This is a genomic window from Streptomyces sp. NPDC032822, assembly GCF_055578825.1.
The window spans coordinates 658,109-683,781 of the sequence record NZ_JBVIOL010000001.1 but is presented as its reverse complement, the minus strand read 5'-3'; the positions used below and the strand labels follow the sequence as shown (position 1 = coordinate 683,781).

Genomic DNA, 25,673 nt, shown 5'->3' with positions numbered 1-25,673 from the left:
CCTCCCCACCTCGCGGGCCTTCCCTGCCTCACGGGCCACCCCACCTCGCGGGGCTACCCCGCCACCCCGGGGTTCCTCCGCCTCGCGCGGACCACGGCTCCTCCCGCGGGCTACGGCTCCTCCCGCCACCCGTCCCACTCCCCGGCGAACTCGTCCAGCTCCCGCGGATCCAACCGCTCCCCGTCATCGCGCAGCACGACCAGCCACTGCGCGTCCTCCGCGTCGTCCTCCCCGGCCAGCGCGTCACGCACCAGCCGCGGTTCCTCGTCGACCCCGAACCGCTCCCGCAGCGCTTGGGCCACTTCCTCCGCCGCGTCCCGGTCGGGCAGCACCAGCACATGTCTCACATCACTCACGGAGCCATTGTCAGCCACCCCGCCCGCCCGACGTCACTCTCCCTTCTTCGCACCGCGCACCACCGGCACACGGTCGAGCTCCACCCCGAATCGTTCCCGGTACACCGCCAGCACCTCCTCGTCCGTCCCCAGCTCACGCTCCTCCCGCGTCCCGTCCCCCGCCGTGGCCTTGAAGTGTCGCCCGCTGAGCGTGATCCGCCCGCCGTCCTCCGTGACCCGCGAGCAGACCAGGGACTGCGTGAAGTGCGACCGCGGCGAGGTGCTGTGCCACCAGGCCCCGGCCACGAAGTCCCCCAGCACCCGCGGCCTCGTCTCCAGCCGGTACTGAGCCCTGTCGCCCACCACGACCTCGAGATCCGCCGCGTCCGGTCCCGCCTCGACGATCCGGAACCTGCCGCCGGGATCCTCCTGCTCACCTCGCGCCCCGAACTCCAGCGGATAGTGGCTGTGCGCCCCGAACCCGATGTCGGCCAGCCACTCGCCCCCGTCCACCGTCCGCACCCGCAGCGCGAGATGGTCGTACGGAATGCCCAACCGCCCGTCCTCTCCATACACCCGCCCCGCGAGCAGCGTGACGTCGAAGCCGAGCGCGGTGAGCAACGCCCCGAACGCGCCGTTGAGTTCGTAACAGAACCCTCCCCTCCGCGCCCCCACCACCTTGTCCAACAGCCGCTCCTCCTCCAGCACGATCTCCTCCCCGAGGTGGATCGACAGGTTCTCGAAGGGCACGGTCCGCAGATGGCGCAGATGCAGATCGCGCAGCACGTCGATGGTGGCACCGACTCCAGGGCCGGTGCCGGTACCCGTGTCGGGGCCTATGTCTTTATCGGTGCCGGTGCCGGTGGGCCACGCAGACGGCTCGACTCCCAGGCGGCGGAGATAGGCGTCAACCTGTGCGGAATTCATGGCTTCAGTCTCGCGCCACCCCCAGCTCCCCGCCGCCCGAACCCGTGACCGCGAGCGACCCGTCCCTGTCGGTCCGCAACACCGCCGCACCCCCGGCCCGCAGCGCCGCGACCGTGCTCGGAGCGGGGTGTCCGTACGAGTTGTCGGCACCCGTGGAGATCAGCGCCAGCCGCGGTGCCACCCTGCGCATCAGCTCCGGATCCTGATAGGCCGATCCATGGTGGGCGACCTTGAGTACGTCCATCCCGCCCAGCCGTGCTCCCGCGGGGGACCTCAACAGCTTCTGCTGTGCCGGGGGTTCGAGATCGCCGAGCAGGAGGAACCGCAGCCCCGCCGATCTCACGAGCATCGCGACACTCGCGTCGTTCGGTCCCTCCGGTTCCGCCGCAGCGCGCGGCGGCGGCCACACCACCTCCCAGGACAGCGGCCCGGTCCGCCGCTGCTCACCGGCCACCCCCCGAGTCAGGGGAACGCGCCGGGCCGCCGCCTCCCTCCGCACGAACTCGGCCTGGTCCGTGGGCTCTTCGTAGCCGGTCGTCTCGATCGCCCCGACCGACCGCCCTCTCAACACTCCGGGCAGCCCCGCCACATGGTCGGCGTGGAAGTGGGTCAGCACGACCAGCGGGATCCTGGTGATGCCGAGCGCGCGCAGGCAGTGGTCGACGAGCGCAGGGTCGGGCCCCGCGTCCACGACGACACCCGCGCCCTCGCCCGCCGCGAGCACCGTCGCGTCGCCCTGTCCCACGTCGCACATCGCCAGCCGCCAGCCCGGCGGCGGCCAGCCCGTGATCACCCTGGTCAGCGGGGGCGGCTGCACGACCGCCAGCAGGGCCAGCAGCGCGCAGCCCGCACAGAGCCAGGGATGTCCCAGCAGCCTTCGGCCGACGAGCAGGACGGCCCCGGTGACCAGGAGCAGCAGCGCAGCCCCGGCCCAACTGCCCGGCCAGTCCACTCCCCCACCGGGCAGTGACGCCCCGGTACGGGCGATCTCCGCGATCCACTCGGCAGGCCAACTCGCGCACCAGGCGATGCCCTTGGCCACCGGCATCAGCACGGGCGCCGTCGCCAGCGCCGCGAAGCCCAGCACCGTGGCCGGCGCGACCGCGAACTCCACCAGGAGGTTGCACGGCACCGCCACCAGACTCACCCGCGCCGACATCACGGCCACGACCGGAGCGCACAGCGCCTGCGCGGCTGCCGCAGCCGCCAGCGCCTCGGCCAACCGCGGCGGAACCCGGCGCCGCCGCAGCGCCAGACTCCAGCGCGGCGCCAGCGTGAGGAGGGCGCCGGTTGCCAGGACGGAGAGCAGGAAGCCGTAACTCCGGGCCAGCCATGGGTCGTACAGCACCAGCAGCAGGACGGCCGTCGCCAGCGCCGGGATCAGTGACCTCCGGCGTCCGGTCGCGAGCGCGAGCAGTGTGACGGCCCCGCAGGCCGCGGCCCGCAGCACACTCGGGTCCGGCCGGCACACGACGACGAACCCCAGGGTGAGCACCCCGCCGAGCAGCGCGGTGGCCCGCAGCGAGATGCCCAGGCGGGGCGCGAGTCCACGGCGCTCGGCGAGTTGGGCCATACCGGGCGGACCGAGGAGCAGGGCGAGGATGATCGTGAGGTTGCTGCCGGAGACAGCCAGGGTGTGTGCGAGGTCGGTCTCCTTGAAGGCCTCGTCCAGTTCCGGAGTGATCCGCGCGGTGTCCCCGACGACCAGCCCCGGCAGCAGCGCCCGCGCGTCCGTCGACAGCCCGGCCGTGGCCTCCCGCAGCCCCGCCCGCAGCCGGCCCGCGAACCGCTGCGCCGCCGACGGCTCCGCCACCACCTCCGGCACCGCCCGGTCCCGCACCCGCAGCACCGCCGCGACCCGGTCACCGCCGCCCATGGCGGGCGCCAGCCGCGCGGTCACCCGCAACCGCGTGGACGGCAACAGTCCCAACCAGGGCGACCGCCCCGGCCCGCCATCGGAAGCCTGCGCCGGCCCTGATGTCGGCGGTACCGGCGCCCCGACACCACCTCGACCGACTCCCCCGCTCCCGCTCCCACCTCCGCCCCCGCTCCGGCCCTCGTCCACATCCACGATCATCAGCACCGGCGTGCGCGTCACCACCGCCGACGCGGGCGCTGACCCCGTCGCCGTGCCGTGCACCGAGCCGAGCGCCGGCCCGGGCACCGATCCGCGCACCGCCTCGACGCGTCGGACCTCGCCGTTGATCAGCACGGAGACCGGTGCCGCATGGTTCCCCGTGATCCGGGGCCGGGTGAGCCGGGGATCCGAGGTCACCTCGACCTCGGCGGTCACGGTGGCGTACTCCCGTGCCAGCGCGGGCACCGGCCCTCGCCTCAGATCGGCCCCGTGGAGCCCCGCGGACACCGCGGCCGCTCCGACGCAGAGCAGCACGGCGGCGGCCGAAGCCCGCGGCCAGGTGACACGCGGGGCTCGGACACGCGCCCGCAGGGACACGAGGAGGACGACGCCCACGGCAAGGCACACGACCGCGAGGATGGTCACCCACTGAGGCGGGGCGTCCAGCATCGACGCGGCCGTCGCCCAGGCCGCGAGGGCGGGTGGCACAAGGCGTAGATCCGTCGGGCCTTCCTGCCGTGGGTGAGCGTCCCCCAGCCGGTTCCCGGAAGCCGCGTGAACGGTGGAGGCGGGCCCGGGGTCGGGACTGCCGTGGGCGCCGGGCGCGCCGGAGGTCTGCCTCGTGGCCAGAGGAGAACGCCTCATGGGAGAGCGCCTCATGGCTGTACGAGATTCCGCAGGTCGGCGAAGCGACGGTCGCCGATGCCGTTGACCTCACGCAGTTCGTCCACCGAGCGGAAACCGCCGTGCTGGGTGCGGTAGTCGACGATGTGCTGTGCCAGTACCGGGCCGACGCCCGGCAGTGTGTCGAGCTGGTCCAGCGTGGCCGTGTTGAGGGAGACGGGACCCGCGGGTGCCGCCCCCGTCACCGAGCCGGCCTGGCCGCCGACGCCCGCACCTCCCGTGCCGGGCATCGCGGCAGCCGTTGCGCCGACGACGACCTGCTCGCCGTCCACCAGGAACCGGGCCCGGTTGAGACCGTCGGTCTTCGTGCCGGGCCGCACCCCACCGGCCGCGCGCAACGCGTCGGCGACCCTCGAACCGGCCGGAAGGCTGTGGACGCCCGGTTCACGAACCTTGCCGCTGACGTCCACGACGATCTCCGCCCCGGCCGTCCCCACGGCGTTCGGTGCACCGGGTGAGCCGGCCGGCGCCGCCGACCCACCGCTCTGCCGCCCCTCCTCGTACGGTGCCGCCGCACGCACCACCTCGGGCGCTCGGACGGCCTCCGTGCGGCCCGCCCAGAAGTGCTGCACGGCGAACACCGCGGCGACGACGAGCAGCACGGAGAGCGCGAGCACACTCCGCCGCTCCAGACCACACCTCGTCTGCACCCACACCGGCATCCGCTCCCGCAGCGCGAGCCCACCCCAGCTCCGCCGCCGCCCCACATCCCCCGAACCGACCTCGGTCTCCCCGAAGCCGCCGTCGGACTCCCCGAACCCGGACTCGGATCCGGCCTCGGACCCGGCCTCGGACTCGCCGATACCGACGCCCGTCTCCCCCGTCTCCTCCCCGCCCCCACCCGGCGGTCCCTTCCCCGACTCCCGCCACTCCCCCGCTCGGTCGGCGAACAACGCCTCTGCCCTCCGCCTGAGTTCGTCCGCGGAGGCATGTCGGTGTCGGGCACGGCCGAGAGCGGGCGTGCGGCGGTGGCGGGTGCGTCCGTCAGAGGCGGGCGCACGTCCCGGGCCACTGGTCGCGTGCGGTGTGCGCGGATGCGGATGTGATCGTGATCGAAGTGCCATGCGCAGAGGATCGGACACATCGATCCGTCCGCGATGATCTTGGTCGATTCCCGTGGATTACTACCCGGTTGTGGAAAACTCCGTCACCCACACGAGCGAACACTCCATGCAAGGACACCGAGTAAGCACCCCAAGCACTCGAACCCCCGAACACCCCGAACAAGCAAGATCCGAGCAAGCCCCGGGCGAAGGCCGCCTCACCGCGGTGAGACCACGACCCCCAACAACCCGGGCCCCGTGTGCGCCCCGATCACCGCCCCGACCTCGCTCACATGCAGATCGGCCAGCCCCGGCACCCGCTCCCGCAGACGGTCCGCCAGCACCGACGCCCGTTCGGGGGCGGCGAGATGGTGCACGGCGATGTCGACCTGTGCGCTGCCGGCCCGGTCCACCACGATCTCCTCAAGGCGCGCAATGGCCTTCGACGCCGTGCGCACCTTCTCCAGCGGCTCGATCCGCCCGCCCTGGAGTTGCAGCAACGGCTTCACCGCGAGCGCGGAGCCGAAGAGCGCCTGCGCGGCGCCGATCCGGCCGCCACGGCGCAGAAAGTCGAGGGTGTCGACGTAGAAGTAGGCGGATGTGCCCGCGGCCCGCTTCTCCGCCGCCGTGACCGCCTCGTCCACCGTGCCGCCGGACTCCGCGACCTCGGCGGCGGCGAGCGCGCAGAACCCGAGGGCCATCGCGACCATCCCGGTGTCCACCACCCGCACCGGCACCGGCGCCTCACGCGCCGCCACGACCGCCGCGTCGTGCGTGCCGGAGAGCTCTGCGGACAGGTGCAGGGAGACGATGCCGGTGGCGCCGGCCTCGGCGACCTTGCGGTAGGTCTCCGCGAACACCTGGGGGCTGGGACGCGAGGTGGTGACAGGACGCCGCTTCTGCAGTGCCTGAGCCAGCGAACGGGTCGAGATCTCGGTGCCCTCTTCGAGCGCCCGGTCGCCGAGGACCACGGTCAGCGGCACCGAGGTGATGCCGTGACGCTCCATCGTCCGCGGCGGCAGGTAGGCCGTTGAATCGGTGACGATCGCGACATGGCGGGACATGAGCTGGAGGTTACCTGGCGTAGCGCCCCGGCGGCAGCCCGGCCCCTCTCACCTGGGCGCCGGTGTCCGGATCAAGTCGTGCTCTCGGGGCGGGTCTTCTTCTGCCAGGGGTAGGTGGGACGCAGACCCGGCGGGGTGATGGCGGGCCGCGTGGGCTCCTCGGCAGCACGTGCCCGAGGCGTCTCGGGCCAGGTCTGCCCGGTCGTGCCGGCGTCGGCGGCGGCAGGGGCCTCCGGCCACGGGGGTGGCGGCGTGGCGGAGGCGGGTTCCGAGGTCGTCCAGTGCCGCAGGGCGCCGGCCTCGACGTCGATCTGTGAGTTGAGCGAATCGAGGTCGTCCTGGGCGAAGCGGCGGGCCCGGTCGCGGGCCGCCCAGCGCAGGGAGTCCGCCGACTGGACGATCCGCTCGGTGCGCTCGCGCAGGCCGGGCAGTCGCTCGCCGAGCGTGGGCTTGTCGGGTTCGGTCTCCAGCCGCCGCAGTTCCGCGTCCAGTTCGTGTCCGTGCGCGCTGAGGCGCTCGAAGAGGCCGAGGGACTCCTTGAGGGACTCGTCCTCGGCCACACCCGCGTGCAGGGCGTCCTGGGTGGCGCGCATCGAGGTACGCAGCTTCAGCCGCAGCTGGGCGATCTCACCCGCCGCTCCGAGCTGGACGAAGGACTTGGCTCGCAGCGTGTGGTCCTCGACCGAACGGCGGGCCTGGGTGATGGTGCGGTCCACTCCGCGCTTGGCTGCCCCGACCACCTTCACCGTGGCGTACACACCAAGCGCGACAAAGAGCACGAAAAGCAGGGCGATTACTGCGATCACTGCTTCCACGACGCTCCTCCTCGACCGGGCACGGCACGCACCGCGCCGCTCTTCAACGGTAAACGCAACGGGCAGGTTCGGAGTTCCGACAGAACCCCGAACCTGCCCGTAGGGGACGACCCCGAGACATTCACGCCGAAGCCACGGCCCCAGCCCCAGACCCACTCAGTCCGAAGCCAAAGCCAAAGCCGAAGCCGAATCCGGCCCCTGCCCTTGCCTCAGACCCAGCCTCGGACCCGGGCACCCGCCTACGCCACGCCTCCACGTCCGCCGCCCGTATACCGATGCCTACGCCTACGCCTACGCCGGAACGATGTTCACCAGCTTCGGCGCCCGCACGATCACCTTGCGGATCCCCGCGCCGTCCAGCGCCGCCACGACCTTCTCGTCGGCCAGTGCGACCTTCTCCAGCTCGTCGTCGGAGATGGACGGGGACACCTCCAGCCGCGCCTTGACCTTGCCCTTGATCTGCACGACGCAGGTCACGCTCTCGTCCACGACGTACGCCGGGTCGGCGACCGGGAAGTCCTGGTGGACGACCGAGTCGGTGTGGCCCAGCCTGCGCCACAGCTCCTCGGCGATGTGCGGGGCCAGCGGGGCGACCAGCAGCACCAGCGGCTCGGCGACGGACCGCGGGATCGCGCCGCCCGCCTTGGTCAGGTGGTTGTTCAGCTCGGTGACCTTGGCGATGGCGGTGTTGAACCGCATGCCCTCCAGGTCCTGGCGCACCCCGTCGATCGCCTTGTGCAGGGCACGCAGGGTGTCCTCGTCGGCCTCGGCGTCCACCACGGTCAGGGAGCCGGTCGTCTCGTCGACGACGTTGCGCCACAGCCGCTGCAGCAGCCGGAACTGGCCGACCACCGCGCGCGTGTCCCACGGCCGGGACACGTCCAGCGGGCCCATGGCCATCTCGTACAGGCGCAGGGTGTCGGCGCCGTACTCGGCACAGATCTCGTCCGGAGTGACCGCGTTCTTCAGGGACTTGCCCATCTTGCCCAGCAGTCGGGAGACCTTCTCGCCCTGGTGGTAGTACGCGCCGTCGCGCTCCTCCACCTCGGCGGCGGACACCGCGATGCCACGGCTGTCGCGGTAGACGAAGGCCTGGATCATGCCCTGGTTGTACAGCTTGTGGAACGGCTCGGCCGAGGCGATGTGCCCCAGGTCGTGCAGCACCTTGGACCAGAAGCGCGCGTACAGCAGGTGCAGTACGGCGTGCTCGGCACCGCCGACGTACAGGTCGACGCCGCCGTGCGGCTGGCCCTCGCGCGGGCCCATCCAGTACTGCTCGATCTCCGGGTCGACCAGCTTCTGGTCGTTGTGCGGGTCCAGGTAGCGCAGCTCGTACCAGCAGGAACCGGCCCAGTTGGGCATGGTGTTGGTCTCGCGGCGGTACGGCTGGGGGCCGCGTCCGTCACCCAGGTCCAGGACGACGTCGACCCAGTCCTGGTTGCGGGACAGCGGGGTCTCGGGCCGGCTGTCGGCGTCGTCCGGGTCGAAGGTGCGCGGCGAGTAGTCCTCGACCTCCGGCAGCTCCAGCGGCAGCATCGACTCGGGCAGGGCGCGGGCGATGCCGTCCTCGTCGTAGACGATCGGGAAGGGCTCGCCCCAGTAGCGCTGGCGGCTGAACAGCCAGTCGCGCAGCCGGAAGTTGACCGTGCCCTCGCCGATGCCCTTGCGCTCCAGCCATTCGGTGATGCGCGCCTTGGCCTCGGCGACGGCCTGGCCGTCCAGCGAGATCTCCTCGTTGGAGGAGTTGATGATCTTCGCGTCGTGCGCCCCGAAGGCGTTCTCCCACGTCGACGTGTCGGTGCCACGACCGTCGGTCGGCTCCACGATGCAGTGGATCGGCAGCTCGAAGGCGCGCGCGAACTCGAAGTCGCGCTGGTCGCCGGCCGGGACGGCCATGATCGCGCCGGTGCCGTAGCCCATCAGCACGTAGTCGGCGATGAAGACGGGGATGCGCTCGCCGTTGACCGGGTTGGTCGCGTAGGCGCCGATGAAGACGCCGGTCTTGTCCTTGGCCTCGGCCTGGCGCTCCACGTCGGACTTGGAGGCGGCCTGCGCGCGGTAGGCGGCGACGGCCTCGCCGGGCGTGGCGTGACCGCCGGTCCACACCTGGTGGGTGCCCTCGGGCCAGGCGGCCGGGGTGAACTTCTCGACCAGCGGGTGCTCGGGGGCCAGCACCATGTAGCTCGCGCCGAACAGGGTGTCCGGGCGCGTGGTGAAGACCGTGATGGCCTCGCCGTCCACGGGGAAGTCGACGCGGGCGCCCTCGGAGCGGCCGATCCAGTTGCGCTGCTGCAGCTTGATGGCCTCGGGCCAGTCCAGCGCGTCCAGGTCGTCGATCAGCCGGTCGGCGTAGGCGGTGATGCGCATGTTCCACTGGCGCAGCTTGGCCTTGAAGACGGGGAAGTTGCCGCGCTCGGAGCGGCCGTCGGCGGTGACCTCCTCGTTGGCCAGGACGGTGCCCAGGCCGGGACACCAGTTGACCGGCGCGTCGGAGGCGTAGGCCAGGCGGAACTCGCCCAGGACGTCGGCGCGTTCGGTGGCGGTCAGCTCGTGCCACGCGCGCGTGTGGCCCGGTACGACGCGCTCACCGCGCTCGAACTGGGCGATCAGCTCGGAGACGGGGCGGGCCCTGTCGGCCTCGTCGTCGTACCAGGAGTTGAAGATCTGCAGGAAGATCCACTGGGTCCACTTGTAGTAGTCCGGGTCGATCGTGGCGAACGACCGGCGCTTGTCGTGGCCCAGGCCCAGCCGGCGCAGCTGGACCTTCATGTTCTCGATGTTGGCCTCGGTGGAGACCCGCGGGTGCGTGCCGGTCTGCACGGCGTACTGCTCGGCGGGCAGGCCGAAGGCGTCGAAGCCCAGGGTGTGCAGGACGTTGTGCCCGGTCATCCGGTGGAAGCGGGCGGAGACGTCGGTGGCGATGTAGCCCAGAGGGTGGCCGACATGCAGTCCCGCACCGGAGGGGTACGGGAACATGTCCATGATGAACTTCTTGGGCTTGGCGGCCAGCTCCGGGTCATCGGCCAGGTCGCCGCTCGGGTTCGGCGCCGCGTAGGTGCCGTCGGCGTCCCAGACGTCCTGCCAGCGTGCCTCGATGTCGGCCGCCATGGCGGCCGTGTAGCGGTGCGGCGCGGCCACCTCGGCGGTGACAGCGGGGTTCGTCTCGCTCATGGTCCTCAAAGCTCCATCGATCGTCTCTGCCGGCGGCTGCGACTTCCAGGAAATGAAAAATCCCCTCGCACAGGAGGGGACGCCGCGCCGATTCCGACCACGCCGGTCACCGGCGGTCGGGAGTGATCAGCGCGGCTCGCTAAGCAGGAGGCGTACGGCACGCATGGCGTTAGGGTACCGCAGCCGTTGAGCAGGATGCGACGCGCTTACGTATGCCTCCTTGGCACCGGGTGTCGCCGTGATCCTCAACTCAATCAGCGCCAAATGTTACTTCGCGTAACAGCTACTAAGGGACATCACAACAACCTCGCAGTCGTTTGATAACAACGCAATAACTCAAACCTCGTACCCATCGGTATGGAGCCACTTAGAGTGCGGCAGCGGGACCGCTTTCCCGAAACTGCTCGGAGTTGCCCCCATGAACCCTCGTCGTAGTAACAGCTCGCTTCCCCAGACGGGCCGGTCGGCCTATGGGGTGGCGTCGGCTGCCTTCCTGCTCCTCATACCCGTGTCCGTACTGGTGGGAGGTGACCGTTTCCGCGACTTCCTGAACTTCGGCGCGGGCGTTCTGTGCCTCGTGTCACTGAGCTGTTCGGTGATCTGGGGCCTGGTCGCCCAGGACCGGATCTTCCTGAACACCCGCCAGCGGATCATCGGGCAGGCGGTGCACCGGACGACCGCAGTCGCCTCGATCGCGTTCCTGCTGTTGCACATCACCACCAAGATCGCGCTCGATCACACCTCCCTGATCGCCGCGCTGATCCCCTTCTCGCTCGGCATCACCGGGGCCGAGGGCCTGATCGGCCTGGGCTCCCTGGCCGGCCTGCTCATGATCTTCGTGGGTATCACCGGCGCACTGCGCAGCAAGTTCGCCTCCCCCGCCCCGGTGGCGGCCCGCTGGCGCGCCATGCACATGCTGGCCTACCCGGCCTGGTGCGCGGCACTCATCCACGGTCTGTACGCGGGCCGCACCGCCAAACCGATCTTCGTGATCCTGTACGGCCTGTCCCTGCTCGGCGTCACCGCCGCCCTGGCCCTGCGCGCGGCCCCGCGCCCGGTCAAGCGCAGGGTCGCCGACCAGATCGCCGCGGTCCTGGGGACCCCCGAGGACCGGCCGAGCCGCGAAGGGCTCGACGCGAGCCGGGCCAGGATGGCGGAGGGCTCCTCGCTGCCGGGCTACGAGAACCAGCGCGGCCCGCGCTCCCAGCCCGGCACGACGTCTCCGTACGGCACCCCCGCGTCCCCGCCGGCAACCCCGGAGCCCGCGAACGGCTTCGCGGCCGCCTACCGCGCGGTGTCCACACCGCGCCAACAGCAGCAGCCCTACGCGGACCAGACCGCCCGCATGGACATGCAGATGGACGCGCAGCCCACGGAGGCGATCCCGCGGGCCGACAACGGCGGCAGCACGTCGGGCAGCTGGCCGATCCCCTTGCCGCCGCCGGTCGGAGAGGCACCGCCCTCGTCCTACGACCCGTTCCAGGACACCGGATACAACATCCCCGCATACGGCAGCCAGGGCGCGGGCCAGTACGGCAGCAGTGACATGTACGACACCGGTGAGTCGAATGCCGCCTACAACACGTACAACCCGAACGACACGTACAACAGCGGTCCCGCCACTGAAACACTGCCCGGTGCTTCGTACGACTTCGACGCACCGGGTTCGGGCGAACCTTGGAACACGCCTTCCGGAGGCTTTAAGTGAACGAGGCCCTGCCCGACGTCCCAGAAGTCCGCGTGGTCGGCCTTCCCCAGCTCACGTCGGGTTTCGACCTTGTCGAGAGGCTCGATCTGCCCATGCACCTCAAGGTGCACGGGCCGCTCGAACCCATGGGTGGAGAGCAGCTCGCGAAGCTCTCGGAGAACATCAATCTCAAGGGCCGCGGCGGCGCGGGCTTCCCCTTCCACAAGAAGCTGCGCTCCGTCGCCGAGGCGGCGATCAAGCGCGGTGTACGGCCGGTCGTCGTCGTCAACGGCAGTGAGGACGAGCCGGCCTGCCGCAAGGACACGGTGCTCATCAACCGTGCCCCGCACCTCATCCTGGACGGCGCTCTGCTGGTCGCGGAGGCGCTGGGTGCCCGCACGCTCGTGGTGGGGGTCACCCGTGAGTCCACGCAACGCTCCATGGAGGCCGCGCTCGCCGAACGCGGCCTCAGCAACGGCCGTCGTTCGGCGCTACGCGCGCGCGTGCAGCGCAATCCCATCCGCATGGTCACCGGAGCGGCGGCGTCGCTGATCCGCTCCATCGACGGCGGCCCGGCGATCCCGCCCGGCCGCAAGGTCAGCGCCTCACAGACCGGCGTGGGCGGAGCACCCACCCTGCTGTCGAACGCCGAGACCTTCGCCCAGCTCGCCATCGCCGCCCGCATCGGCCCGGAGCGCTACGGCAACACCGGTCTGTACGACGAGCCGGGCACCGTCATGCTCACGGTCTCCGGCGCGGTCGCGCGCCCCATGGTCATCGAGGTCCCCACGGGCGTGCCGCTGCGCTACGTCCTTCAGCTGGCCGGCGCCCCGCCGGTCCCGCAGGGTGTGCTGACCGGCGGCTACCACGGCAAGTGGATCGACGCGGCGACGGTCAACGAGGCGGTCGTCTCCCGCAACTCCCTGGACGCGGTGGGCGGTGCGCTCGGCGCCGGCGCGATCCTGCCGATCAGTCAGGACACCTGCCCGCTGGGCGAGTCGCTGCGGGTGGCCCAGTGGCTGGCCGAGGAGAGCGCGGGACAGTGCGGTCCCTGCTACCTCGGCCTGCCGGCCGCCGCACGCGGCATGGAGGACATCATCAACGGCGGCGGCCCGGCCGCCCTGGAAGCCCTCAAGCAGGTCGCCAAGAACGTGAAGCGGCGCGGCGCGTGCTCGCACCCCGACGGCTCCGCGATGTTCCTGGAGTCGACGATCAAGGCGTTCACGGACGACCTGGCCGCCCACGTCCTCGGGAACGGCTGCGGAAGGCCCGTGGAGGGCGTTCTGCCGCTCTTCGAAGGCGGCCAGACACCCACGGGCCTCCCGGGCGGCGGAGCGTCCGAGGAGAACGGCCCCAGCCGCCAGAAGATCTACGTCGACTGGACGCTGTGCCGGGGCCACGGTCTGTGCGCCGACATCCTCCCGGAGGTCTTCGAACTCGGCGCCGACGGCTTCCCGACCGTCGCGCAGGCCCAGGTGCCGCGCTACGCGGAGGCGAAGGCGCTGCGCGCGGTGCGACGCTGCCCCGCGCTGGCCCTGCGCCTGGAGGAGGACACCCGCTCGCAGGGTGCGACCCGCAACAACCTCCCGGTCCTCTCCCAGGGCCGCGGACGCCGCGCCCTGGGACGCTGAACACACGTCGGCGGGCCGCCCCTTGAGGGCGGCCCGCCGTTCGTCTGCCGTCGGCAGAGACCTCGCGAAAACGTCGAAGGCGGGTCATCCTCTCGGATGACCCGCCTTCGACTTCTGTGGAGCTAAGGAGAATTGAACTCCTGACCTCCTGCATGCCATGCAGGCGCTCTACCAACTGAGCTATAGCCCCTTGCACTGTGCCGCCCTGTTCCCCGGCGGCGGAGCCAACATTACCGGGCCACCGGGGAGAGCACCAAATCGTTTCCGTTCTGTCCTGATACGTCGACCGATGTCGGCCTATGCGGTGACGAACGAATAGAACCGTTTGAGCGTGCAGTGCTCTTCGAGGAGCCGGCCGTAGATCGGCTCGCCCTCCAGTTCACGGTACGTCTCGATCGGGTCGCCTTTTATGATCAGCGCCCGCGCGCATTCCTCGCACCAGTACTGGTACTCCGGGTTGACCGGCTCCATGTCGCGGACGATCGGCGTACCACTGCCGCACCAGTCGCACTTTCGCCTGTGTGCACCCATCGATCAGCTCCAGCTGTGGCCGCAGGCCGTGCACACGTAGGAGATCCCTCCGTTGTCACCGAGAACCTGGGCGACGTGGACGGAACCGCAGGAAGGGCAGCTGAGGCGGGTGACCGTATCCCGTGTCGACGCTGCTTCGCGGAGGTGGCCGACCTCCACGAGGATGCTCGCAGGCATCACTACTCCCTCCCGTCGGGCCGCGCCCCCTTCCGGCCGTTTGATTCTGCCACGGCCGGACCAATACGGTCAGCGACGCCTCAGTACCAGTCCGGACACGGCACCCGCCGCGGCCGTCCCGGCCAGCGCGAACATGCACGCCAGGAGCGCCTCCGCAGAGGTATACGACTCCAGGACCCCAAGTGACTCAAGCCGGTTCAAGAACAGTGTGCCGAATACCGCGACGCCGGTCAGCTGTCCGAGCTGGGTGACCGTGGCCAGCAGACCGCTGGCGTCCGCCGCGTCCTCGGGCGCCACCGTGGCCAGTGCCCTGGCGAGCGTCGGACTGAAGGCGAGCGCGAGCCCGACGCCCACTCCGGCGTACGCGACGTACAACAGCGCACCGCCCTCACCGCCGCCCTTCAGGGCGAGGCCCACGCCCGCGACCGCCGACGCGGTGATCACGAACCCGGCCGGCGCCAGGGCACGCTGCCAGGAAGCGGGCCAGCGCCGCCATGTCAGCCCGACCAGCCCGAAGACGACCGCGGTCGGCGCGAACGTGAGACCGGCCCGCAGCGCGCTGTATCCGAGGCCGCCCTGGACGTGCAGGGTGAGCGCGAACAGGAAACCGCCGTTGACGGCCATCACCGCCAGGATCCGGAAGACGGCGAGGCCCATGCCGGGACGGCGCAGCACCCGGGGCGAGATCAGCGGGGCACCGCCGCGCCGGGCCAGCCGGGACTCGTAGCCGCAGAACAGGGCGAACACGACCGCGGAGGCGCCCAGGGACAGCCAGGACCACAGCGGCCAGTCCTCCTCCTGCCCGAGCACCAGCGGCACCGTGAACAGCGACACGGCCGCCCCCAGCAGCACCAGGCCGGGCAGGTCGAGACCGCGGACCCGCCGCGGCGCGCCGGCACCGTCGCCGGGCAGCAGGACCCGGCTGCCGAGGACCAACAGGGCGACGCCCACCGGCACGTTGACCAGGAACACCGGTCGCCAGCCGGTGCCGAACAGGTCGGCGTCGACCAGGACTCCGCCGAGTACCTGACCGGCGGCGGCACCGACGGCGAGGACCGCCGAGTAGGCGCCGAGCGCCTTCATCCTGGCCTCGCCGGTGAAGTTGCGCTGGATCAGGCTGAGCACCTGCGGGATCATCACCGCCGACCCGGCGCCCTGGACCAGCCGGAACACGATCAGTTCGGTGGCGCCCTGCGCCAGGCCGCAGGCGAGCGAGGCCGCCGTGAACAGGGCGAGCCCGGCGAGGTGGACCCGGCCGTGGCCGAACCGGTCGCCGAGGCGGGCCCCGGTGATCAACAACACGGAGTAGGTGAGGGCGTATCCGGCGATCACCAGTTGCAGGTCCGCGCCGGAGGCATGGAGGTCGGCGGCGACGGTGGGGGCCGCCACGTTCACGATGAACACGTCGAGCAGCGCCATGAACTGGGCGGCGAGGACGAGCGCGAGCAGCGGCCGGGACCGGGACCGGGACCGATTGTCAGTGGCGGGGGTTCTACTGGTGACAGGACTTGGAACGGGTGCGGAACCCGGCCCTGTCCGGGGTGTGGTCGTCATGGCGCCGAGCCTGGCGCCGCTCCGGTACGGGTGCCGAGTGCCCGCTGATGCTGGTACTGACAGCACCTGGCACGGGGCGGGTCCGAAGCCGACGATGGGGGACGTGACGATGGGGACGACACAGCGCCGCCGGCCCGAACTGGCCGTATTCCTGCGGTCGCGGCGGGCGCGGGTGACACCGGCGGACGTGGGCATGCCGCCGGGCTTTCGGCGCCGCACACCGGGGCTGCGCCGCGAGGAGGTCGCCCAGCTCTCCGGCGTGGGGGTGACCTGGTACACATGGCTGGAGCAGGGCCGCCCGATCAACGCCTCGGCGCAGGTCCTGGACGCCGTCTCCCGCACCCTGCGGCTCGATCCGCCGGAGCGGGAGCACCTCTACCACCTCGCCGAAGTGCCGTACGCGCACGCCCCGGAGACCACCGCGCAGACCGTGGGACCAGAGGTCCTGGGCATCATCGAGGCCCTCGAACCCCGCCCGGCGGTGGTCTACAACGGGCGGTACGACATCCTGGCCGCCAACTCCGGCTACCGCGACCTGTTCCTCTCCGGACCGATGCGGTCCGACCGCCCGCCCAACGCCTTGTGGGGGCTGTTCACGGTGCCGGAGGAGGACTGCCCGCTGGTGTTCCGGGAGACGGAGCTGCCGATGATGGTGGCGACCCTGCGCGCCGCGTACGGGCTGCATGCCGGGGAGCCCGTCTGGGAGGACTTCATACGGGGGCTCTCGGCGGCGAGCCCGTTGTTCGCGCGGCTGTGGGAGAGCGGCGACGTGGCCGAGCCCGGGAGGCGGGTGAAGACGTTCCGGCACGCCGCGGTGGGCGAGCTGCGGATGACGTCGTTGTCGCTGTCGATCAACGGGATGCCGGAGTGCCGGATCGTGGTCTACACACCGGTCGACGAGGAGACGGCCCGTCGCACGGCTCTGCTGAAGAGAGCATAAAGAAATCCCGCCCCCCAAGGGGACGGGATGTTCATCAAGCAATCCATCGATCTTTGACAACTCAAGAGTGTCGATCTGTGGAGCTAAGGAGAATTGAACTCCTGACCTCCTGCATGCCATGCAGGCGCTCTACCAACTGAGCTATAGCCCCTCACGTTCTTCCCGCTCGGCGGGGCGAACAAGAAGAACTTTAGCCTGCGACCTGCCGGAAAGTGAAATCCGGGTCGAGGGCCCGGTCGCGGGCTCCGGTGCGGCGCTCAGTCGTCGTCGCCGAGCACCGGCTCGGGCAGCGTGCCGGCGTTGTGCTCCAGGAGGCGCCAGCCGCGGGCGCCCTCGCCGAGCACCGACCAGCAGCAGTTGGAGAGCCCGCCGAGGCTCTCCCAGTGGTGGGCCTCCAGACCGAGGAGGCGCCCGATGGTCGTCCGGATCGTGCCGCCGTGGCTGACGACGACGAGGGTGCCGTCGTCGGGGAGCTTCTCGGCGTGCCGCAGCACCACGGGGGCGGCGCGGTCGGCGACCTCGGTCTCCAGTTCGCCGCCGCCCCGGCGCACCGGCTCACCGCGCTTCCAGCCCGCGTACTCCTCGCCGTGCCGGGCGATGATCTCCTCGTGCGTGAGCCCCTGCCAGACGCCCGCGTAGGTCTCGCGCAGACCCTCGTCGTGGGTCACCTCCAGGCCGGTGAGCGCGACGAGCTCGGCGGCCGTGTCGGCGGCCCGCTGAAGGTCCGAGGCGACGATCGCGTCGGGCTCCAGGGAGGCCAGCAGCCGGGCGGCCCGCCGGGCCTGGGAGACGCCGGTCTCGGTGAGGGGGACGTCCGTGGTGCCCTGGAAGCGGCGCTCCACGTTCCACAGGGTCTGGCCGTGCCGCCAGAGGATGACGCGGCGGCCACGGCCCGGCGTGCGGGCGACGCCCGAGGGGGCGCTCACCGCGCGTCCCCGAACTCGGCGGTCTCCTCCTCGGCGCGCAGCTTGGCGTGCTCCACGCCCTTGCCGCGGGTCGCCTTGGCGTCGGCGGGCAGTTCGAGCTCCGGGCAGTCCTTCCACAACCGCTCCAGGGCGTAGAAGACCCGCTCCTCGCTGTGCTGGACGTGGACGACGATGTCCACGTAGTCGAGCAGGACCCAGCGGGCCTCGCGGTCGCCCTCGCGGCGCACCGGCTTGACGCCGAGCTCCTTCTGGAGCCGCTCCTCGATCTCGTCGACGATGGACTTGACCTGGCGGTCGTTGGGCGCGGAGGCCAGCAGGAAGGCGTCGGTGATCGACAGGACGTCGCTGACGTCGTAGGCGATGACGTCGTGCGCCAGCTTGTCGGCAGCCGCCTGGGCGGCGGCGGTGATGAGTTCGAGAGAGCGGTCAGTCGCGGTCACTACAAGGCTTTCGGTCGGCGGACACTTGGCACCAAGGGTCTCACGGACCGCCGAGGCCGCCCCACGCGATCAGCGGATCACGTGAGGCGGCCCGGCCGGCTCGGCTAGGAGGAGGCCGGCTCGTAGTCCTGGCCGAGGACGACGGCCACGTTCGCACTCCCCGGGACCGTGCCCTTGGTGACCGCGCCGGTGGCCAGGCCCAGGGTCTTGGCGACCTCGGTGGCGTTCGCCTTGTCGGCGGCGTCGGCGTAGACGACCTTGGACGTGGCCTGGGCCGCGGAGGCCGTGCCGCCTTCCAGGAAGGTGAAGCCGCCGTTGAGGAGGACCACGCGGACCTTCTCGGTGTTGTCCTTGACGCCGGTGGCGTTCTGGACGGAGACACTCACGGCCGCGTCCTTGTCGGGGCTCTTCGCGGTGCCGCCGAGCACGTCCTTGACGACGCTGTCGCTCGCCTCGGCGCTCAGGGTGCCGTCGCCCTGCACGGGCAGCAGCGCGGTCCTGTAGTCGCCGCCCTTGGCTCGGTCGGCGAGCTTGGCGAGGAAGGTGCCGAGGTCCTTGTCGGTGAGCGAGGGGTCCAGGATCTGCGCCAGGGTCTGCACGGTGGTCGTCGCCCCCGTGGGGTCGGAGGACACCTTGCGCAGCACGCCCTGCATGACCTGGCCGAACCGCTCCAGCTGGGCGTTCTGGGCCTCGCCGGAGGCGCGGTAGGTGGCGTAGGCGATGGCCGCCTTGCCGCTGAGCGTCTGGTCCTTCCCCTTGCCGACCAGGGGTGCCGCGCCCTTCTTGGCGCCCGGGTCGGGGACCGCGGTGTCGGTGTCGACCTCGATGTTGCCGACCAGGTCGACCAGGTTCTGCAGGTAGGGGGTGTCGAGTCGCCAGGTGCCCTCGATGTCGGTGCCGAGGACACCGTCGAGGGAGTCGCGGGTGCCGGAGGAGCCGTCGTCCTCGACCGACTTGGCGAGGGTGGTCGTACCGCCGTCGTCGTCGGTCAGGGTGAGGGAGTTGGGCAGCAGGACCGTGGTGCCCCGCTTGGTGGTGGTGTTGTCGACGAGCAGCGCCGTGGAGGTGCCGCCGCCCGAGGTGTTGTGCAGGTGGACGACGATCACGTCACGGTTCTGGGCGCTCACGGCCGTCGCGGTGCCGGTCTTCTCGTCGGGCGACGACAGGCCGGGCAGCTTCCCGGCGTACCAGAGGTAGCCGACACCGCCGACCGCGACCAGCGCCAGGACCACCACGAGGGCGACGAGACGGCCGCGGGCGCGGCGCTTGGCCTCCTCGCGGCGCTCGGTCCGGTTCTCGGTGAAGTTCAGCCAGTCGATGACGTCCTCGGAGTCGCCGTCGGGCTCCTCCACGAACGCGAACTGCTCGGTGTGGTACTGCTCTTCGCCCCCGGGGAGCTGGTCGCCGTCCGCTTGGGGCAGGTGCCCCCGCCCGGTGGCGTCCGTCTCCTCGGCCGGGCCGGCCTGCTGGGGGATGTAGGCGGTCTGCTCGGCGACCCGGGGCTGCTGTCCGCTGGTGGCGGCCTGCCCGTAGGGGTCGTACGACGGGGGCGGCGCGGCGCCCTGCTGGGCACCGGTGCCGTAGGGGTCGTAGGGCGGCGGGGTCTGCCGGGCGGTGTCGTAGGGGTCGTACGGGGGGACGGGCTGCCGGCCGCCCGCGGCGTACGGGTCGTAGCCGTAGCCCTGCTGCTGCCCGTACGGGTCGTAGGGCTGCTGAGGGGCCTGCTGCTGTTGCTGTGGCTGCTGCGGTGGCTGCTGTGACGGCTGCTGCCGGACCGGCTGGTACACCGGCCGGCCGTAGTCGTCGTAGCCGACGAGCTCGTACGGCTCGCCCCCGTACCCCGCGTCGTATCGGTCGTTCACCGGTGCCCCTCTCGGCTCACTCGCCGCGGTACAGCTCGCGCTTGTCGATGTAGCGCACGACGCCGTCCGGCACCAGGTACCAGACGGGGTCGCCCTTGGCGACTCTCGCACGGCAGTCGGTGGACGAGATGGCGAGAGCGGGGACCTCGACGAGCGAGACACCGCCCTCCGGGAGACCGGCGTCGGACAGGACGTGACCGGGCCGGGTGACCCCGATGAAGTGCGCGAGGGAGAACAGCTCTTCCGTGTCCCGCCAGGTCAGGATCTGACCGAGCGCGTCGGCACCGGTGATGAAGAACAGGTCGGTGTCGGGGTTGAGCGAGCGCAGGTCGCGCAGGGTGTCCGCGGTGTAGGTGGCGCCGCCGCGGTCGATGTCGATGCGGCTGACCGAGAACTGGGGGTTCTCGGCGGTCGCGATGACCGTCATCAGATAGCGGTCCTCGGCCGGGGAGACCTTGCGGTGGGTCTTCTGCCACGGCTGGCCGGTCGGGACGAACACCACCTCGTCCAGATGGAACTGCGCGGCGACCTCACTGGCCGCCACGAGGTGTCCGTGGTGGATCGGGTCGAACGTTCCACCCATGACGCCGAGACGCCTTTTGCCGGGGTTCGACGGGCCGTTGCCCGGGCCGGTAGGCATGTCCTGCTCTCCCATGCGTGCAGACCCTACCGGCCCGGCCTGAGGGCGTCGGCCAAAGGAGGCCCGGAGTGCCCCGCTATCGGCACCGCGTGCCTCAGCGGTCGCGGTTGAAACGAGTGGTGATCCACAGCAGGAGCATCAGGATGACGAAGGCGGCGCCGCCGGTGACCAGCGGGTCGAGGCTCTCGTGGTTGCCCCCGTGCTCCTCGCCCTCGGCGGCGAGGGTGACCAACTGGGCAGCGGTGCTGTGGAAGCTCATCTTCAGCAGGACCTATCCGATGGGGGTCCCCCGCTTCGAGCGCAGTCGAGAGTGAGGGAGGGCGGGATAAAGATGTCGGCCCAATCGTAAGCGGGCGGCCCGACGCCGATCACGCCGACTCCGCCATTGGGAACCTTCGCCTCGCGTCACTCGTCCTTCTGCCTGTACCCCCGCAGCAGGAACCACGCGGTCAGCACACAGCCCAGCACCATCACGATCAGTACGACCCGGAGCAGATTCCCCGCCCCCTGTTGCTCGGCGGCGCGCGCGGCCTCGGCGAGCCAGGCGGCCCGGGGGTTGTGCTCCATGGCGCGGAACTCCTTCGCTGTAGTGCCCGTCCACGGTAACTCCGCCTAGGCTGGGCTCTGCTTCGGGGGCGCAAAGGACCGCACAAGGGTCCGCAAAGGGCCACCTACACGCACATGGGGGAAGACATGTCCGACGGCCACCAGCAGAACGGGCACGAGAACGTGCCCAGCAGGCAACGCAGGCGCTTCCCGGGGATCTCCTCCCGTGCGTACGAGCACCCGGCCGACCGCTCCGCCCTGGTGGCGCTGCGCAAGCTGAGCGGCTTCGACACGGTCTTCAAGGCGCTGAGCGGCCTGCTTCCCGAGCGCAGCCTCAGGCTGCTGTTCCTCTCCGACTCGGTGCGCGTCTCCGACCAGCAGTTCGCCCACCTCAACGACATGCTGCGGGACGCCTGTTACATCCTGGACCTGGAGAAGGTCCCGCCGATGTACGTCAACCAGGACCCGCAGCCCAACGCGATGTGCATCGGCCTGGACGAGCCGATCATCGTCGTCACCACGGGCCTCGTCGAGCTGCTCGACGAGGAGGAGATGCGGGCGGTGATCGGGCACGAGGTGGGGCACGCCCTGTCCGGTCACTCGGTCTACCGCACCATCCTGCTGTTCCTGACCAGCCTCGCCCTCAAGGTGGCCTGGATCCCGCTCGGCAACCTCGCGATCATGGCGATCGTGACCGCGCTGCGCGAGTGGTTCCGCAAGTCGGAGCTGTCCGCGGACCGCGCGGGCCTCCTGGTCGGCCAGGACCTCACGGCCTCGATGCGCGGCCTGATGAAGCTCGCCGGCGGCAACCACCTGCACGAGATGAACGTGGACGCGTTCCTGAAGCAGGCCGAGGAGTACGAGGCCGGGGGCGACCTGCGCGACTCCGTGCTGAAGATCCTGAACGTGCTGCCGCGCTCCCACCCCTTCACCACCATCCGCGCCGCCGAGCTGAAGAAGTGGTCCGAGTCCCGGGACTACCAGCGGATCCTGGACGGGCACTACCCGCGGCGCAGCGAGGACAAGGACACCTCGGTCACCGACTCGTTCCGGGAGTCGGCGTCGCACTACGCCACGCATGTCAAGACCTCCAAGGACCCGCTGATGAAGCTGGTCAGCGACCTCGCCGGCGGGGCCGGGGATCTGGGCGGCCGGGTCCGGCGCGGCTTCGGCGGCTTCACGAACCAGGCGCCGGCGGACCAAGGACCGTCGGACCAGCCGCCGGGCGACACGACGCCGCGGGACACGCCGGACGACGGTCCGGGTCCGGCGAACGGGACGGACACTCCCCCGCGCAACGACGGCTGAACGACGGCCGACAGACGGCTGGGGAGACCGGCCGGGGGCTCAGCGCAGCCGGCGGGGCCCGGAGCCGCCGCCGCTCAGACCTTCGGCTGCGCGCTCGTCGCCAGTGATCCGCACAGCGGCGTCGTGCCGCCCGTCGCGTACGGGTCGGTGCCGGCCGGGCCGCCCGCCTTGGCGGTCTGGCCGGCGAGCAGCGGGCGCAGGTGGTCGGTGGAGTCCTCGGCACAGGACAGCGGCCCGGCCTGCACGTAGGAGACGACGAGCTGGGCGGTGTGCAGGCGCAGGTCGTCGCGGTCGAAGCGGAAGTGCAGCTCGCGGCGGACGGTGAACAGGGAGGCGTGGGCCTTGGCGTCGGCGCCGGTGGACCGCAGCGCGTACACGAAGGTGTGGTCGGCGGTGACCTCCAGCGTGGCCGAGTCGGTCTCGGCGGCCTGGAGGGTGCCCTGGACGCGGATCTTGACGTCGGCCAGCTCGGCGCCGGTCGGGTCGAAGCGCACCAGCCAGCCGGTGGGAGCGTGCCGCCCGTCGGCGGACGGCCGGTCGAAACTCTCGTCGAACTGGTCGAGTTGCTCCGTGTCGAGCAGGACACGCACGGGACGGATCTGCTCGCCGGTGAGGACGTCCGGGTAGAGCGAGGACCGGACGATGTAGTCCTTGGCGGTGGTCAGGGCGGCGACCACCTGGCTGTCCGAGAAGTGCGCGGTGCGCCGGGAGGCGGGCAGCGGGATCCCCTCGGCGCCGATCCGGTACTGGGCGGCGGGGCTGTGCGCGTACAGGAACTCGGGATCGGTGTGGCCGGGCACCTCGCCCTGCGGGGCGAGCGGGATGACGGTCATCCGCAGGGGCTCGACGGGCTGCCGGGCCACGGGGGTCTGGTAGGGGTGCCGTACGCCCATGTAGACCGCGGTGCCGAAGGCGACGGCGATCAGCAGGACCAGGATCAGTGCCTGCCGGGACAGGCCGCGGCGCAGCGGGGGGCGACGGCGTACGGCGGGCGCGTGGTCGGCGATGCGCTCCTGCGCGGAGAACTCCTGGAGGCGGGCAGCGCGGACGAACGACTCGTCGAAGACGACGGATCGGTATTCGTCCTCTCCACCTCCGGGACCACCCTCGGGTGCCCCCTCAGGTGGGTCTCCAGGTCCGCCCATATCTTCAGAGTAGGTCGCGGGGCCCTTCGGTAAACGCCCCGCTGTGCGACAACTTCTGACAGGTTCTCACCAGGATCGGACAGGAGCTTCCGGGAGCGCTCAGGGTGTGCGCGGGACCGCGGAGACGGCCGGCTGGGAGTAGTCGGCGGATGCGGAGGGCGCCGCCGCGCTGCCCTGTTCCTGGCCGGTGGAGGCGGGCGGCGGAACCTGGTTCCGGTCGCCGGAGGAGGCACTGCGGTAGACCGCGGCGAAAGCCAGCGCGACCATGCCGATACCCATCACGAGAGCGAGCAGCCAGGCGACGGGGCGGTGCCAGCGGACCTGTTTGCCGTAGGTCCCCGGGGCGCCGTAGCGGCCTTCGAGGATGTCGGCGTCGTCCAGGTCGTCGAGTTCCGGATCATGGCCGAATCCGGCGGGGTCGTCGGTGCCGTACCCGTCCTCGTAGCGCTCGCCCCTGGCGAGGGCCGCTCGGCGGGCCTCGGCCTCGGAGGCCTCGGCTCTCGCCTGCGCGGCGGCAAGGAGGCGTTCGACGGCGGTCGGCTCGTGCACCACGGCCGCCCGTACGAAGGCCTCGTCGAAGACCACGGAGGCGAACTCTTCGTCCGACACCCCGCGGTCGTGGTCGTCGTCGGGCTCCCAGCCGTCAGGGAACGGCGTGCCCCCCACGTCCTCCGGCACGGATCCAGAGTAGACCTGGGGGGTCAATTTGGGCAGCGGGTAGGGAAATTCATCCGGTGGATGAGACGCCGTTCCCGCGGCACGGGAGGCTCCCCGCGCGCGGGTCCGGCGCATGTGCCAGGTCAGGAGCCCGGGCGGGCGACTCAGCGCCGTACGTGGCCGTCCCCGGTGACGATGTACTTGGTGCTGGTGAGTTCCGGCAGCCCCATCGGCCCGCGCGCGTGCAGCTTCTGCGTGGAGATGCCGATCTCCGCGCCGAAGCCGAACTGGCCGCCGTCGGTGAAACGGGTGGAGGCGTTGACCGCGACCGTGGTGGAGTCGACGAGCTGGGTGAAGCGGCGGGCGGCCTGCTGGGAGGTCGTGACGATGGCCTCGGTGTGGCCGGACGTCCACAGCCGGATGTGCTCGACGGCCTTGTCCAGCGAGTCGACGACGGCCGCGGCGATGTCGTAGGAGAGGTACTCGGTCTCCCAGTCCTCCAGGGTGGCCTCCACGACCGTCGCCTTGGAGTCCTTCGCGTACGCCAGCACCCGCTCGTCGGCGTGCACGGTCACCCCGGCCTCCGCGAGGGCGTCCAGGGCGCGCGGCAGGAACTCGGGGGCGATGTCCTGGTGGACGAGGAGGGTCTCGGCGGCGTTGCAGACGCTGGGCCGCTGGGCCTTGGAGTTGATCAGGATCTCGACCGCCATGTCGAGGTCGGCGTGGGCGTCGACGTAGACGTGGCAGTTGCCGACGCCGGTCTCGATGACGGGGACGATGGACTCGGTGACCACGGTCTGGATGAGGGAGGCGCCGCCGCGCGGGATGAGCACGTCGACCAGGCCGCGGGCGCGCATCAGCTCGCGGACGCTCTCGCGGCTCTCGCCGGGCACCAACTGGACGGCGTCGGCGGGCAGTCCGGCCCCGCCCACGGCGTCCCGCAGGACGCGCACCAGCGCGGAGTTGGACTCGTACGCGGAGGCCGAGCCACGCAGCAGCACCGCGTTGCCGGACTTCAGGCAGAGGGCGGCGGCGTCCACCGTGACGTTCGGGCGGGCCTCGTAGATGATGCCGACGACGCCGAGCGGGACGCGGACCTGGCGCAGGTCGATGCCGTTGGGCAGGGTCGAGCCGCGGACCACCTCGCCGACCGGGTCGGGCAGGGCCACGACGTCCCGGACGTCCGAGGCGATGGCCCGCACCCGCTCCGGCGTCAGGGTCAGCCGGTCGATGACGGTCTCGCTGGTGCCGGCCTCGCGGGCCCTGGCGATGTCCTTGGCGTTGGCCTCGACGATCTCGCTCGTACGGACCTCGAGCGCGTCCGCGATGGCGAGCAGCGCGTCGTCCTTCTCGGCCCGCGGCAGCGGGGCGAGGTCGGCGGCGGCGGCCTTGGCGCGGTAGGCGGCCCGGTTGACCGGGGACATCGAGTCGTACGGCGAGAGCGTGGTCATACGGGAAGGGTAGTGCGCGGCGCGGGCGCGTCCACCGGATGTTCCACACCGCGAGACGCTGC

General features: G+C 71.3%; 22 protein-coding genes and 2 tRNA genes. 4 read left to right on the top strand and 20 right to left on the bottom strand.

Features of this window, described 5'->3' with window-relative positions; all coding sequences use genetic code 11:
* Nucleotides 1–110: 110 nt before the first annotated feature.
* The 7 genes from ACZ5VD_RS03255 to leuS all read right to left on the bottom strand — a co-directional run bounded on the left by ACZ5VD_RS03255 (nt 111) and on the right by leuS (nt 10,116).
* Nucleotides 111–356, bottom strand: a complete 246-nt coding sequence (locus tag ACZ5VD_RS03255) for a hypothetical protein (RefSeq protein ID WP_468680430.1) — start codon at nt 354–356, stop codon at nt 111–113.
* A gap of 33 nt (nt 357–389) precedes the next feature.
* Entirely contained in the window at nt 390–1,262 is an 873-nt protein-coding gene (locus ACZ5VD_RS03250) for an arylamine N-acetyltransferase family protein (protein WP_468552732.1), read from the bottom strand.
* Between the two features lie 4 nt (nt 1,263–1,266).
* On the bottom strand, nt 1,267–3,999 hold the full coding sequence (locus tag ACZ5VD_RS03245) for a ComEC/Rec2 family competence protein (protein WP_468680429.1): 2,733 nt from the start codon (nt 3,997–3,999) through the stop codon (nt 1,267–1,269).
* A complete protein-coding gene (locus ACZ5VD_RS03240) occupies nt 3,996–5,087 on the bottom strand; it encodes a ComEA family DNA-binding protein (RefSeq protein ID WP_468680427.1) in 1,092 nt (363 codons plus the stop codon). The genes ACZ5VD_RS03245 and ACZ5VD_RS03240 overlap by 4 nt, the downstream gene beginning before the upstream one ends.
* A gap of 197 nt (nt 5,088–5,284) precedes the next feature.
* A complete protein-coding gene (locus ACZ5VD_RS03235) occupies nt 5,285–6,130 on the bottom strand; it encodes a DegV family protein (RefSeq protein WP_468552729.1) in 846 nt (281 codons plus the stop codon).
* A gap of 71 nt (nt 6,131–6,201) precedes the next feature.
* Nucleotides 6,202–6,945, bottom strand: coding sequence for a hypothetical protein (locus tag ACZ5VD_RS03230; protein WP_468680425.1), 744 nt, complete (start codon nt 6,943–6,945; stop codon nt 6,202–6,204).
* Nucleotides 6,946–7,236: 291 nt separating this feature from the next.
* Nucleotides 7,237–10,116 (bottom strand): leucine--tRNA ligase, encoded by a 2,880-nt coding sequence (leuS, locus tag ACZ5VD_RS03225; protein ID WP_468552727.1) that lies wholly within the window; start codon nt 10,114–10,116, stop codon nt 7,237–7,239.
* Nucleotides 10,117–10,534: 418 nt separating this feature from the next.
* Between leuS and ACZ5VD_RS03220 the strand changes: the two genes are divergently transcribed.
* Together ACZ5VD_RS03220 and ACZ5VD_RS03215 are read left to right on the top strand one after the other, a co-directional pair.
* On the top strand, nt 10,535–11,824 hold the full coding sequence (locus tag ACZ5VD_RS03220; protein ID WP_468552726.1) for a cytochrome b/b6 domain-containing protein: 1,290 nt from the start codon (nt 10,535–10,537) through the stop codon (nt 11,822–11,824).
* Nucleotides 11,821–13,434: an NADH-ubiquinone oxidoreductase-F iron-sulfur binding region domain-containing protein gene (locus ACZ5VD_RS03215; protein WP_468552725.1), complete on the top strand. Its 1,614-nt coding sequence runs from the start codon at nt 11,821–11,823 to the stop codon at nt 13,432–13,434. The genes ACZ5VD_RS03220 and ACZ5VD_RS03215 overlap by 4 nt, the downstream gene beginning before the upstream one ends.
* 117 nt (nt 13,435–13,551) lie before the next feature.
* Here the strand turns inward: ACZ5VD_RS03215 and ACZ5VD_RS03210 are convergent.
* From ACZ5VD_RS03210 to ACZ5VD_RS03200, 3 genes are all read right to left on the bottom strand, one after another.
* A tRNA-Ala gene (locus ACZ5VD_RS03210) sits at nt 13,552–13,624 on the bottom strand.
* A gap of 107 nt (nt 13,625–13,731) precedes the next feature.
* Nucleotides 13,732–13,965, bottom strand: coding sequence for a hypothetical protein (locus ACZ5VD_RS03205; protein ID WP_053750770.1), 234 nt, complete (start codon nt 13,963–13,965; stop codon nt 13,732–13,734).
* Nucleotides 13,966–14,211: 246 nt separating this feature from the next.
* Nucleotides 14,212–15,696 (bottom strand): MFS transporter, encoded by a 1,485-nt coding sequence (locus ACZ5VD_RS03200; RefSeq protein WP_468552724.1) that lies wholly within the window; start codon nt 15,694–15,696, stop codon nt 14,212–14,214.
* A 94-nt stretch (nt 15,697–15,790) separates the two neighbouring features.
* Here ACZ5VD_RS03200 and ACZ5VD_RS03195 point away from each other — a divergent pair, with 94 nt between their 5' ends.
* Nucleotides 15,791–16,636 carry a helix-turn-helix transcriptional regulator gene (locus tag ACZ5VD_RS03195; protein WP_468680423.1) on the top strand — a complete coding sequence of 282 codons (846 nt, stop codon included), beginning with the start codon at nt 15,791–15,793 and terminating at the stop codon, nt 16,634–16,636.
* 78 nt (nt 16,637–16,714) lie between these two features.
* Here the strand turns inward: ACZ5VD_RS03195 and ACZ5VD_RS03190 are convergent.
* The 7 genes from ACZ5VD_RS03190 to ACZ5VD_RS03160 form a co-directional block, all read right to left on the bottom strand.
* A tRNA-Ala gene (locus ACZ5VD_RS03190) sits at nt 16,715–16,787 on the bottom strand.
* Between the two features lie 106 nt (nt 16,788–16,893).
* Entirely contained in the window at nt 16,894–17,562 is a 669-nt protein-coding gene (locus tag ACZ5VD_RS03185; protein WP_468552722.1) for a histidine phosphatase family protein, read from the bottom strand.
* On the bottom strand, nt 17,559–18,002 hold the full coding sequence (rsfS, locus tag ACZ5VD_RS03180; RefSeq protein ID WP_468552721.1) for a ribosome silencing factor: 444 nt from the start codon (nt 18,000–18,002) through the stop codon (nt 17,559–17,561). The genes ACZ5VD_RS03185 and rsfS overlap by 4 nt, the downstream gene beginning before the upstream one ends.
* A 104-nt stretch (nt 18,003–18,106) precedes the next feature.
* Nucleotides 18,107–19,864, bottom strand: a complete 1,758-nt coding sequence (locus tag ACZ5VD_RS03175) for an LCP family protein (RefSeq protein ID WP_468552720.1) — start codon at nt 19,862–19,864, stop codon at nt 18,107–18,109.
* Nucleotides 19,865–19,880: 16 nt separating this feature from the next.
* On the bottom strand, nt 19,881–20,519 hold the full coding sequence (gene nadD / locus ACZ5VD_RS03170; RefSeq protein ID WP_468552719.1) for a nicotinate-nucleotide adenylyltransferase: 639 nt from the start codon (nt 20,517–20,519) through the stop codon (nt 19,881–19,883).
* 79 nt (nt 20,520–20,598) lie between these two features.
* Nucleotides 20,599–20,763 (bottom strand): hypothetical protein, encoded by a 165-nt coding sequence (locus ACZ5VD_RS03165; RefSeq protein WP_266439608.1) that lies wholly within the window; start codon nt 20,761–20,763, stop codon nt 20,599–20,601.
* A 146-nt stretch (nt 20,764–20,909) separates the two neighbouring features.
* Complete coding sequence (locus tag ACZ5VD_RS03160) at nt 20,910–21,071, bottom strand: hypothetical protein (protein ID WP_468552718.1); 162 nt, start codon at nt 21,069–21,071, stop codon at nt 20,910–20,912.
* A gap of 114 nt (nt 21,072–21,185) precedes the next feature.
* Between ACZ5VD_RS03160 and ACZ5VD_RS03155 the strand changes: the two genes are divergently transcribed.
* Nucleotides 21,186–22,358: a M48 family metallopeptidase gene (locus ACZ5VD_RS03155; protein ID WP_468552717.1), complete on the top strand. Its 1,173-nt coding sequence runs from the start codon at nt 21,186–21,188 to the stop codon at nt 22,356–22,358.
* 74 nt (nt 22,359–22,432) lie between these two features.
* Here the strand turns inward: ACZ5VD_RS03155 and ACZ5VD_RS03150 are convergent, their stop codons facing one another.
* From ACZ5VD_RS03150 to ACZ5VD_RS03140, 3 genes are all read right to left on the bottom strand, one after another.
* Nucleotides 22,433–23,503, bottom strand: a complete 1,071-nt coding sequence (locus ACZ5VD_RS03150) for an SCO2583 family membrane protein (protein WP_468552716.1) — start codon at nt 23,501–23,503, stop codon at nt 22,433–22,435.
* Nucleotides 23,504–23,602: 99 nt separating this feature from the next.
* A complete protein-coding gene (locus tag ACZ5VD_RS03145) occupies nt 23,603–24,181 on the bottom strand; it encodes an SCO2584 family spore wall biosynthesis protein (protein ID WP_468552715.1) in 579 nt (192 codons plus the stop codon).
* A 143-nt stretch (nt 24,182–24,324) separates the two neighbouring features.
* Nucleotides 24,325–25,611 carry a glutamate-5-semialdehyde dehydrogenase gene (locus ACZ5VD_RS03140; protein WP_468552714.1) on the bottom strand — a complete coding sequence of 429 codons (1,287 nt, stop codon included), beginning with the start codon at nt 25,609–25,611 and terminating at the stop codon, nt 24,325–24,327.
* Between the last annotated feature and the right edge of the window lie 62 nt (nt 25,612–25,673).

What these genes read in the sequence shown, in the direction of transcription:
- ACZ5VD_RS03160 (WP_468552718.1), bottom strand. Translation starts at nt 21,071, where the DNA reads ATGGAGCACAACCCCCGGGCCGCCTGGCTCGCCGAGGCCGCGCGCGCC.
- ACZ5VD_RS03165 (WP_266439608.1), bottom strand. Translation starts at nt 20,763, where the DNA reads ATGAGCTTCCACAGCACCGCTGCCCAGTTGGTCACCCTCGCCGCCGAG.
- ACZ5VD_RS03250 (WP_468552732.1), bottom strand. Translation starts at nt 1,262, where the DNA reads ATGAATTCCGCACAGGTTGACGCCTATCTCCGCCGCCTGGGAGTCGAG.
- ACZ5VD_RS03235 (WP_468552729.1), bottom strand. Translation starts at nt 6,130, where the DNA reads ATGTCCCGCCATGTCGCGATCGTCACCGATTCAACGGCCTACCTGCCG.
- leuS (WP_468552727.1), bottom strand. Translation starts at nt 10,116, where the DNA reads ATGAGCGAGACGAACCCCGCTGTCACCGCCGAGGTGGCCGCGCCGCAC.
- ACZ5VD_RS03200 (WP_468552724.1), bottom strand. Translation starts at nt 15,696, where the DNA reads ATGACGACCACACCCCGGACAGGGCCGGGTTCCGCACCCGTTCCAAGT.
- ACZ5VD_RS03195 (WP_468680423.1), top strand. Translation starts at nt 15,791, where the DNA reads ATGGGGGACGTGACGATGGGGACGACACAGCGCCGCCGGCCCGAACTG.
- ACZ5VD_RS03240 (WP_468680427.1), bottom strand. Translation starts at nt 5,087, where the DNA reads ATGGCACTTCGATCACGATCACATCCGCATCCGCGCACACCGCACGCG.
- ACZ5VD_RS03150 (WP_468552716.1), bottom strand. Translation starts at nt 23,503, where the DNA reads ATGGGCGGACCTGGAGACCCACCTGAGGGGGCACCCGAGGGTGGTCCC.
- ACZ5VD_RS03140 (WP_468552714.1), bottom strand. Translation starts at nt 25,611, where the DNA reads ATGACCACGCTCTCGCCGTACGACTCGATGTCCCCGGTCAACCGGGCC.
- ACZ5VD_RS03205 (WP_053750770.1), bottom strand. Translation starts at nt 13,965, where the DNA reads ATGGGTGCACACAGGCGAAAGTGCGACTGGTGCGGCAGTGGTACGCCG.
- nadD (WP_468552719.1), bottom strand. Translation starts at nt 20,519, where the DNA reads ATGGGAGAGCAGGACATGCCTACCGGCCCGGGCAACGGCCCGTCGAAC.
- ACZ5VD_RS03220 (WP_468552726.1), top strand. Translation starts at nt 10,535, where the DNA reads ATGAACCCTCGTCGTAGTAACAGCTCGCTTCCCCAGACGGGCCGGTCG.
- ACZ5VD_RS03155 (WP_468552717.1), top strand. Translation starts at nt 21,186, where the DNA reads ATGGGGGAAGACATGTCCGACGGCCACCAGCAGAACGGGCACGAGAAC.
- ACZ5VD_RS03245 (WP_468680429.1), bottom strand. Translation starts at nt 3,999, where the DNA reads ATGAGGCGCTCTCCCATGAGGCGTTCTCCTCTGGCCACGAGGCAGACC.